Source organism: Streptomyces sp. CNQ085, from assembly GCF_022614595.1.
GTDB lineage: Bacteria > Actinomycetota > Actinomycetes > Streptomycetales > Streptomycetaceae > Streptomyces.
Map to the genome: position 1 here is coordinate 1 of NZ_JAJFAU010000060.1, position 9360 is coordinate 9360.

9 protein-coding genes are annotated in these 9360 nt (G+C 73.5%); 3 read left to right on the forward strand and 6 right to left on the reverse strand.

Going from position 1 to position 9360, the window contains the following annotated elements; genetic code table 11:
• Positions 1-234 precede the first annotated feature (234 nt).
• The 3 genes from LJ221_RS12630 to LJ221_RS12640 are packed head-to-tail and all read left to right on the forward strand — an operon-like array spanning position 235 to position 1883.
• On the forward strand, positions 235-405 hold the full coding sequence (locus tag LJ221_RS12630; protein WP_241716391.1) for a hypothetical protein: 171 nt from the start codon (positions 235-237) through the stop codon (positions 403-405).
• Positions 405-929, forward strand: a complete 525-nt coding sequence (locus LJ221_RS12635; RefSeq protein ID WP_241716394.1) for a ferritin-like domain-containing protein — start codon at positions 405-407, stop codon at positions 927-929. Before LJ221_RS12630 ends, LJ221_RS12635 begins: the two co-directional genes overlap by 1 nt.
• Positions 930-971: 42 nt before the next feature.
• On the forward strand, positions 972-1883 hold the full coding sequence (locus tag LJ221_RS12640; protein ID WP_241716395.1) for an aminoglycoside phosphotransferase family protein: 912 nt from the start codon (positions 972-974) through the stop codon (positions 1881-1883).
• A gap of 43 nt (positions 1884-1926) precedes the next feature.
• Here LJ221_RS12640 and LJ221_RS12645 read toward each other — a convergent pair whose 3' ends face one another.
• From LJ221_RS12645 to dxr, 6 genes are all read right to left on the reverse strand, one after another.
• A complete protein-coding gene (locus LJ221_RS12645) occupies positions 1927-3648 on the reverse strand; it encodes a proline--tRNA ligase (protein ID WP_241716397.1) in 1722 nt (573 codons plus the stop codon).
• Between the two features lie 175 nt (positions 3649-3823).
• Positions 3824-4357: a GNAT family N-acetyltransferase gene (locus tag LJ221_RS12650; RefSeq protein ID WP_241716399.1), complete on the reverse strand. Its 534-nt coding sequence runs from the start codon at positions 4355-4357 to the stop codon at positions 3824-3826.
• Positions 4358-4480: 123 nt separating this feature from the next.
• Positions 4481-5323: a GNAT family N-acetyltransferase gene (locus LJ221_RS12655; protein ID WP_241716401.1), complete on the reverse strand. Its 843-nt coding sequence runs from the start codon at positions 5321-5323 to the stop codon at positions 4481-4483.
• An 87-nt stretch (positions 5324-5410) separates the two neighbouring features.
• Positions 5411-6565 (reverse strand): flavodoxin-dependent (E)-4-hydroxy-3-methylbut-2-enyl-diphosphate synthase, encoded by a 1155-nt coding sequence (gene ispG / locus LJ221_RS12660; protein ID WP_241716403.1) that lies wholly within the window; start codon positions 6563-6565, stop codon positions 5411-5413.
• Between the two features lie 154 nt (positions 6566-6719).
• Positions 6720-8024, reverse strand: coding sequence for an RIP metalloprotease (locus LJ221_RS12665; RefSeq protein WP_241716405.1), 1305 nt, complete (start codon positions 8022-8024; stop codon positions 6720-6722).
• Entirely contained in the window at positions 8021-9292 is a 1272-nt protein-coding gene (gene dxr / locus LJ221_RS12670) for a 1-deoxy-D-xylulose-5-phosphate reductoisomerase (protein ID WP_241716407.1), read from the reverse strand. Before dxr ends, LJ221_RS12665 begins: the two co-directional genes overlap by 4 nt.
• Positions 9293-9360 lie beyond the last annotated feature (68 nt).

Sequence of the window (9360 nt, forward strand, 5' to 3'; positions counted from 1 at the left end):
GAACTCCACCTGCTTGGGCGAGAGGTTCCCCTCGGCGTTGTCGGCCAGCAGCTTTGCGAGGATCAGCAGCGAGTTGAGCGGGGTGCGCTGCGGGCGGACGTGGTGCGGCATGTGAGGGCCTTCGGCGGGACGGAGCCCGGCGGTTCCCGGCCTTCCGGGGACCCGAGGGCCTCCGCCTCCGGAAGTCCCGGCGGCTCCCCGGCCCCGGAGGACACCCGGGGCTCCGGGGAGGGCGTGCCCGCCGATCCCGGACGTGCGCTGGCCGCCCTCGCCGACGCCGAGCGCACCGCCGCCGACGCCCTCACCCGGGCCCTCGACGGCGCCCCGCCCGAGCTCGCCCGGCTGCTCGCGTCCGTCGCGGCGGCCGGAGCGGTCCATGTCTACCTGCTCACGGAGGGCGAGTGATGAACGAGGCAGCGAACCCGGGGGCGAACCGGGCTGCGGCCGCCGCGGCCTCCCCCGCGCCCTCGCCCCCCGGTGGGGAGGACGACCCCGCGCTGGCCGCCCTGCAGGCCGCTCTCTCGGCCGAGCACGCCGCCGTCTACGGCTACGGCGTCGTGGGCGGGCGGATCGCCGAGGACCGGCGCGCGCAGGCGCGGGAGGCGCATGACGCCCACCGCGCGCGCCGTGACGTCCTGCGCCGCGCGGTACGGCGGATGGACGCCGCCCCCGAGTCCGCCGCGGCGGCCTACTCCCTGCCCTTCCCGGTCCCGGACGGCGCCGCGGCGGTGCGGCTCGCCGCCGAGCTGGAGGAGCGGGTGGCCGCCGTCTACGCCGACCTGGTCCGGGCCGGCGAGGGCGGGCTGCGACGGGAGGCGGCCGCCGCGCTGCGGGAGACCGCGGTCCGCGCGGCACGCTGGCGCGGCACGGGCGTACCCTTCCCGGGTCTCGCCGAGCGCGCCGCGCAGGCGAGCCCGGAGTCCCTCTGAGGGACTCCCCGCGAAAGCCGACGACGAAAGGGACGCCCGGGCATGACATCGGCTCCGCACGTCGAACCACCGCAGCGGCTGGTGCGCTTCCTGGGCGCGGACTCCCCCTGGCTGGCACGGCTGCCCGGACTGGTACGGACGTCGCTGGCACGCTGGGAGCTGACGGCCGAGCGGGTGATCTCCCCGGGCGGACGCGGCAGCCTGGTCGTCCTGGTCCGCCGGGCGGACGGCTCGCCGGCCGCGCTGAAGCTGCGCGCCGCCGGCGCGGCCGACGAGGCGGCGGCGCTGTCCCGCTGGGAGGGGCACGGCGCGGTACGGCTGCTGGACGCCGCCCCCGAGGACGGCGCGCTGCTGCTGGAGCGGCTGCACGCGGAGGTGTCGCTGCGCTCGCTGCCGGACGCGAAGGCCACCCTGGAGGCGGTCTCGGCGCTGCACCGGCTGTGGGTGTCCCCCTCTCCCCCCGGTGTCCCCGACGGCGAGCACCCCTTCACCGCCGTGGAGGAGCACACCGGACGGGCGGTGGAGGGAATCCGCGCGCACGTGCCCGAGGAGGCCCGCCCGCTGGCCGACGCGGCCCTGGCCCTGCGCTCCGAGCTGCTCGCCGATGCCCCCGAACACGTCCTGCTGCACGGCGACTTCCGGCAGGGGGCGGTGCTGTCGGCGGGTCCGGGACGGGCCCACTGGCTGGTGATCGGGCCCGATCCGCTGGTGGGCGAGCGGGCGTACGACCTGGCCCGGCTCGTCCGCGACCGGCTGCACGACCTGGCTGCCGGCTCCGGCGCCCCCGCGATCGCCCGGCGCCGGGTGGCCAAGCTGGCGAACTCCCTGGAGGTGGACCGCGACCGGCTGCGCGGCTGGAGCCTGTACCGGGCGGTGGAGTCGGGCGCGCGGCACATCGCCGCCGGCGACCGTGCCGACGGCGAGGCGCTGCTGGAGTTCGCCGACTGGCTGTGAGCCCCGGGACCGCGGGCCCCGGCGAGGGGCCCGCGGCGACGGCTCAGGCGGATTCGCCGGCCGAGCGGGCCAGCCGCTCCACCGCCTCGTCCACCGGCACCTCCTCGCGCTCGCCGGTGCGCCGGTCCTTCAGCTCCACCAGGCCCTTGGCCGCGCCCCGGCCCACCACCAGGATCTCCGGCACGCCGATCAGCTCCGCGTCGGTGAACTTCACACCGGGCGAGACGCCCGTACGGTCGTCCACCAGGACGCGCACCCCGGCGGAGGCCAGCCTCCCGGCCAGCTCCAGGGCCGTCTCGGTCTGGGCGCCCTTGCCGGCGGCGACGATGTGGACGTCGGCCGGGGCCACCTCGCGCGGCCAGCACAGGCCCTGGCCGTCGGCCGTCTGCTCGGCGAGCGCGGCCACCGCGCGGGAGACGCCGATGCCGTAGGAGCCCATGGTCACGCGGACGGGCTTGCCCTCGCGGCCGAGTACGTCCAGGGAGAAGGCGTCGGCGTACTTGCGGCCGAGCTGGAAGATGTGGCCGATCTCGATGGCCCGGTCCAGCTTCAGCCCGGCGCCGCAGGACGGGCAGGGGTCGCCGTCCTCGACGGTGACCACGTCCAGGTACTCGTCGACCTCGAAGTCCCGGCCGCACACCACGTTGCGGGCGTGGGTGTCGGGCTTGTTGGCCCCGGTGATCCAGGAGGTGCCGGGGGCCACGCGCGGGTCGGCGACATAACGGAAGGCGGCGCCCGCCAGGCCCTGCGGACCGACGTAGCCGCGCACCAGGGCGGGGCGGCCGGTGAAGTCCTCGGCGGCGACCAGCTCCACGGTGGCGGGCGCCAGGTGCTCGGCGAGCTTGCCGAGGTCCACCTCGCGGTCGCCGGGCACGCCCACGGCCCAGATCTCTCCGTCCACCTTGACCAGCAGGTTCTTCAGGGTGGCGGAGGCGGGCACGCCCAGGTGGTCGGCGAGGGTCTCGATGGTGGGGGTGTCGGGGGTGTCCAGTTCCTCGATCGGCGGGTGGCCCATGGGGCCGGCCGGCTTCAGCGGGAAGGTGACGGCCTCGGTGTTGGCGGCGTATCCGCAGGCCGGGCAGTCGGCGAAGGTGTCCTCGCCGGCCGCGGCCGGAGCGAGGAACTCCTCGGAGGCCGAACCGCCCATCGCGCCCGAGACGGCGGAGACGACCCGGTGGTCCAGGCCGAGCCGGGTGAAGATCCGCACGTACGCCTCGCGGTGCAGCCGGTAGGACTCGGCCAGCTCCTCGTCGGTGGTGTCGAAGGAGTAGGAGTCCTTCATCAGGAACTCCCGGCCGCGCAGGACGCCCGAGCGCGGGCGGGCCTCGTCCCGGTACTTGGTCTGGATCTGGTAGAGCATCACCGGCAGGTCCTTGTAGGACGTGCACTGGTCCTTGACGACCTGGGTGAAGATCTCCTCGTGGGTGGGACCGAGGAGGTAGTCGGCGCCCTTGCGGTCCCTGAGCCGGAACAGCAGGTCTCCGTACTCCTCCCAGCGGCCCGAGGTCTGGTAGGGCTCCTTGGGCAGCAGGGCCGGGAGCAGCACCTCCTGGGCGCCGATGGCGTCCATCTCCTCGCGCACGATCCGGGTGACGTTCTCCAGGACCTGCTTGCCCAGCGGCAGCCAGGTCCAGATCCCGGCGGCGGTGCGGCGTACGTAGCCGGCGCGGACCAGAAGCCTGTGGCTGATGGTCTCCGCGTCGGCCGGGTCCTCGCGCAGCGTCTTCAGCATGAGCCGGGACATGCGCTGGACACGGGCTGCCATGGGTTTCTCCTGCGTGCGGTGGGTCGGTTTCCGGAGCCGCACCGGTGATGCGGCCCGCCCAGGAGACTACCGGCGCCGCCGCGGCGGCGGCGGCGCACCCATCACCGCGTACGGGCTCCCGGCACTGGGACCCCACCTCCCGGGGGCACCCCCCGGACCTCCGGCCGGGCCCGCCTCACCGCCGCAGCGGCAGCGGCGCACCCATCACCGCGTACAGGCTCCCGGCACTGGGAAACAGCACCTGGCGGGCCAGGTCCCGGTAGCCCAGCGAGCGGTAGAGGGCGCGGGCCGGGCTCTCGGTGTCGATCGCGGAGAGGATCGAGCGCGGCTCGGCGGCGGCGTCGGTGATCGCGGTGATCAGCTCCCGGCCGATGCCGTGCTTCTGGTACGCCGGGTGGACGTGCAGTTCGGTGATGACGAAGGCGTCGTCCAGCCATCCGGCGTTCCCGTCGCGCCGCAGATACGGCTCGACGACCGTGGACCACCACTGCGTGCGGTCGTTGGGCATCCCGTAGACGAAGCCGACCAGCCGTCCCCGCGGTGTGGTGGCACCCAGCGCCCGGACTCCGGGGGACGCGGCGTGCCGCAGCACGATGTGGCGGCGCACTCCCACCTCGTCGTCGGTCAGTCCGAAGGCGACGGCCTGTACGGCGAGCGCCTCGTCCACGCGGGCTGCGAGGTCCAGGGGACCGACCTGGGCGTCTTCCATGGTGATCGACCCTACTGGAGAGATCGGCGGGATCGGGCGAACACCCGCGCGGACCATGGTCCGTTGGGGGGCCTACGGAGCCTTCGGGACCGCCCGGAGTCGTCCGGAATCGTCCGGGAGCGTTCAGAACAGCACGCTCATGAACTCCCCGGCCTCGCGGAAGCCGACCCGGCGGTAGGCGGCGCGGGCGGCGGTGTTGTAGTCGTTGACGTAGAGGCTGGCGACCGGGGACACCTCGGTCAGCGCGTAACGCAGCACCGCCGCCATGCCGGTGACGGACAGGCCCCGGCCGCGGTACTCGGGCGCGACCCACACGCCCTGGATCTGGCACGCCCGCGGTGTGACGGCGCCGATCTCGGCCTTGAAGACCACCCGGCCGTCCTCGATGCGGGCGAAGGAGCGTCCGGCGCCGACCAGTTCGGCGACCCGGGCCTGGTAGACCAGCCCGCCGTCCCCGGCCAGCGGCGACACGCCGACCTCCTCGGTGAACATCGCCACGCAGGCGGGCATCACCACATCCGTCTCGTCCTTGCGGACGCGCCGCACGTACGGATCGGGCCGTATGTCCGCGGGCACACGGTCGGCGACCATCAGCGGCTGGTGGCGGCGGACCTCGCGGGCCGGCCCCCAGTGCGGCTCCAGCCGGGCCCACAGCGCCGCGGTGGGCCCGACCGGGCCGACGAGGGACGAGCAGCGCCGCCCCTGGCGGCGTGCCCGCTCAGCGAAGGCTCGCACCGCCTCCCGCCCCGCGCAGACGGGGACGAGGTTGGCGCCCGCGTAGCACAGGGATTCCAGCCGCCCGCGCTGGTACCAGCCCCACATCTCGCCGCCCAGCCGCCACGGGTCCAGGCCGGAGACCCGGACACGGGAGGCCACGAAGGCGTTGCTGACCGGCTCGCGGTCGAGCACCGCGAGGGCGTCGTCGAGCTCGGGGGGCCCGAGGACGCGGGTGGTGGTCGTCAACACGTGGGATGCCTCACCGTGCGGCCGTGGTGGCTGGGGAGTGTCTTCCGACTTTACCCCCGGCCGCGGCGGACGGCGCCGGCCGGTCGGTCAGCTGACGGAGACCTCCGGCTCGCCGGAGATCACACCGTCCTTCTCCATCTGCTCGGCGATCTTCATGGCCTCGTCGATGAGGGTCTCGACGATCTTGGACTCGGGAACGGTCTTGATGACCTCGCCCTTGACGAAGATCTGACCCTTGCCGTTGCCGGAGGCGACCCCGAGGTCGGCCTCGCGGGCCTCGCCGGGCCCGTTGACGACACAGCCCATGACGGCCACCCGCAGCGGGACCTCCATACCCGCCAGCCCGGCGGTGACCTCGTCGGCGAGCTTGTAGACGTCCACCTGGGCCCGCCCGCAGGAAGGACAGGAGACGATCTCCAGCCGGCGCTGCCGCAGCCCGAGGGACTCCAGGATCTGGATGCCGACCTTGATCTCCTCCACCGGCGGGGCCGACAGCGACACCCGGATGGTGTCGCCGATGCCCTCGCTCAGCAGGGCACCGAAGGCGACGGCCGACTTGATGGTGCCCTGGAACGCCGGCCCGGCCTCGGTGACGCCCAGGTGGAGGGGGTAGTCGCACCGCTCGGCCAGCAGCCGGTAGGCGCCCACCATCACCACCGGGTCGTTGTGCTTGACCGAGATCTTGATGTCGCGGAAACCGTGCTCCTCGAACAGCGAGCACTCCCACAGCGCGGACTCCACCAGCGCCTCGGGGGTGGCCTTGCCGTACTTGGCCAGCAGCCGCTTGTCCAGGGAGCCGGCGTTGACGCCGATGCGGATGGGCACCCCGGCGTCGGAGGCCGCCCTGGCGATCTCCTTGACCTTGTCGTCGAACTGCCGGATGTTGCCCGGGTTGACGCGCACCGCCGCGCAGCCGGCGTCGATGGCGGCGAAGACGTACTTGGGCTGGAAGTGGATGTCCGCGATCACCGGGATCTGGGACTTCTTCGCGATGACCGGCAGCGCCTCGGCGTCGTCCTGGGACGGGCAGGCCACGCGGACGATCTCGCACCCGGAGGCGGTCAGCTCGGCGATCTGCTGGAGCGTGGCGCCGATGTCGGCGGTGACGGTGGTGGTCATCGACTGCACGGAGACCGGGGCGTCGCCTCCTACGGCCACCGAGCCGACCTGGATCTTCCGGCTGGCCCGTCTGTCGGCCAGTTTGGTCGGTACGGACGGCATTCCGAGCGAAATGGCTGTCATTGTGGTGTGCAACCCCAAGCTGTGGTCCAGTGCCCCGTTCGGCGGCGGGCTCCGGCCTCCGAGATTACGGTACGCCCGGTGCCCGGGGCACACCGTGGTCCGCCGTACGCGGTGCGGGGTCCCGGGCGCCCCCGGGACCCCGCACACCGCCGCGTCAGCCGGTCAGGCGTACGGGGTTGACCACGTCCGCGATGAGCACCAGCAGCGTGAAGCAGACGAAGACGCCGGCCACCACGTACGCCACCGGCATCATCCTCGCCACGTCGAACGGGCCCGGATCGGGGCGGCGCAGCACCCTGGCCAGGCCCCGGCGCAGCGACTCCCACAGGGCGCCCGCGATGTGGCCGCCGTCCAGCGGCAGCAGCGGCAGCATGTTGAACAGGAACAGGGAGAGGTTGAACAGGGCGAGGGTGAGGAGGGTGATCGCCACCCGCTGCTCCGCCGGGATCTCCAGGGCGAAGATCTCCCCGCTGACGCGGGCCGCGCCGACCACGCCCATCGGGGAGTCCGCTTCGCGCTCGGCGCCGGCGAAGGCCGCGTTCCACAGACCGGGGATCTTCTCCGGCAGGCGGGTGAGCGCCTCGGCGCCGGCGACCATCATGTCGCCCATGCGGTCCACCGCCTGCGGAAAGGACTGCTCGACCACGCCGGTGGCGGGGGAGAAGCCGAGGAAGCCGGTGGTGACGTACTCGCCCTCGACGTAGCCGCCGCGCCCGTCGGACTTGGCGACCTCGTTCCTCACCAGGTCCGCCCGGAGGACCTCGCGCCCGCCGTCGCGCTCGACGGTGATGGTGGCCGGTCCGATGGTGTCGCGGATGCGCCGCTGGAGGTCGTCCCACTCGGTGACCTCGGCCCCGTTGAAGGCGACGATGGTGTCGCCGGGCTTCAGGCCGGCGGCCTTGGCCGGGGAGTCGGGTGCGTCCTCCGGGCAGGTGTCGGTGCGCTCGGAGACCCTGACCACGCACTCGGAGACGGAGGAGACGGTGGTGGTCGTGGTGTTGATGCCGAAGGTCATCAGCGTGCCGAGGAAGATCGCCACGGCCAGCACCAGGTTCATGAACGGGCCGGCGAACATCACGATCACGCGCTTCCAGGGCTTGCGCGTGTAGAACATCCGCTTCTCGTCGCCCGGCCGGAGCTCCTCGTAGGCCGCCGCGCGGGCATCCTCGATCATCCCCCGGAAGGGGGAGGTGGAGCGCTGCCGGACGGCGCCGTCCTCGCCGGGCGGGAACATGCCGATCATGCGGATGTAGCCGCCCAGCGGAATCGCCTTGACGCCGTACTCGGTCTCACCCCTCTTCCGCGACCACAGGGTGGGGCCGAAGCCGACCATGTACTGCGGCACGCGGACGCCGAACATCTTGGCGGTGGACAGGTGGCCCAGTTCGTGCCAGGCGATGGAGAACAGCAGGCCGACGACGAAGACGACTATGCCGAGGATGGTCATCACCGTCGTCATGCGCGTGCCTCCGCTGTCCGTCGTGTCATGTGTGCCACCAGTTCGCGGGCGCGGGCGCGCGCCCAGGTCTCGGCGTCGAGCACCTCGTCCAGGGTCAGATCGCGCCCCTTGGGGGTGCCGTGCTCCTCGACCACCGCGGCGACGGTATCCACTATGCCGTTGAACGGCAGCCCGCCGGACAGGAACGCCTCCACGCACTCCTCGTTGGCGGCGTTGAACACCGCCGGCGCGGTGCCGCCCAGGGCCCCGACGTGGCAGGCCAGTGCCACGGACGGGAAGGCCTTCCCATCCAGCGGGAAGAACTCCCAGCTCATCGCCGTGGACCAGTCGAAGACAGGGCCGGCGTCGGGCACCCGGTGCGGCCAGCCGATGCCGAGCGCGATGGGCAGCCGCATGTCGGGCGGGCCGCACTGGGCGATGGTGGAGCCGTCCGTGAACTCCACCATCGAGTGGATGTAGGACTGCGGGTGGACGACGACCTCGATGCGGTCGAAGGGGATGTCGTACAGCAGGTGCGCCTCGATGACCTCCAGGCCCTTGTTGACCAGGGTGGCGGAGTTGACCGTGATCACCGGGCCCATCGCCCAGGTGGGGTGGGCCAGGGCGTCGTCGGGGGTGACGCGCTCCAGCTCCTCGCGGGTGCGCCCCCGGAAGGGGCCGCCGGAGGCGGTCACCAGCAGCTTGCGCACCTCGGCGCGGGTGCCGCTCATCAGCGCCTGGAACAGCGCGGAGTGCTCGGAGTCGACGGGGATGATCTGCCCCGGCCCGGCCAGCGCCCTCACCAGCGGACCGCCGACGATCAGGGACTCCTTGTTGGCCAGGGCCAGACTGCGGCCCGCCTCCAGGGCGGCCAGGGTGGGGCGCAGGCCGATGGAGCCGGTGATCCCGTTGAGGACGGTGTGGCACTCGGAGGCGGCCAGTTCGGTGGCCGCGTCGGGCCCGGCCAGCACCTCGGGCAGCGGCTCGGCCGAGCCGTAGCGGGCGCGCAGCGCCTCGCGCAGCTCGCCGGCCCGGCCCGGATCGGAGACCGCGACGGCGCGGACCTTCAGCCGGTGGGCCTGCTCGGCCAGCAGCTCCACCCGGCCGCCCGCGGCGGACAGCGCGGTCACCCGGAAGCGGTCGGGGTTGGCCAGCACCACGTCGACGGCCTGGGTGCCGATCGATCCGGTGGAGCCCAGGATCACGATGTCGCGCGGGCCGTCCCCGGCGGGGGTGTCGGCCGGGTGGCGCAGACGCGGGTCTGCGAGAGGAGCGGGACTGTCGGTCATCCCCCTATTGTGTCCGGTCCGCGAGACGGCCCGGACACCGCGTCGCGCCGCGCCGCCCGGCCGGGCGG

Excerpts from the sequence above, each read along its gene's own strand:
- LJ221_RS12635 (WP_241716394.1), top strand. The coding sequence starts at position 405 with ATGAACGAGGCAGCGAACCCGGGGGCGAACCGGGCTGCGGCCGCCGCG.
- LJ221_RS12640 (WP_241716395.1), top strand. The coding sequence starts at position 972 with ATGACATCGGCTCCGCACGTCGAACCACCGCAGCGGCTGGTGCGCTTC.
- LJ221_RS12645 (WP_241716397.1), bottom strand. The coding sequence starts at position 3,648 with ATGGCAGCCCGTGTCCAGCGCATGTCCCGGCTCATGCTGAAGACGCTG.
- LJ221_RS12650 (WP_241716399.1), bottom strand. The coding sequence starts at position 4,357 with ATGGAAGACGCCCAGGTCGGTCCCCTGGACCTCGCAGCCCGCGTGGAC.
- ispG (WP_241716403.1), bottom strand. The coding sequence starts at position 6,565 with ATGACAGCCATTTCGCTCGGAATGCCGTCCGTACCGACCAAACTGGCC.
- LJ221_RS12665 (WP_241716405.1), bottom strand. The coding sequence starts at position 8,024 with ATGACGACGGTGATGACCATCCTCGGCATAGTCGTCTTCGTCGTCGGC.
- dxr (WP_241716407.1), bottom strand. The coding sequence starts at position 9,292 with ATGACCGACAGTCCCGCTCCTCTCGCAGACCCGCGTCTGCGCCACCCG.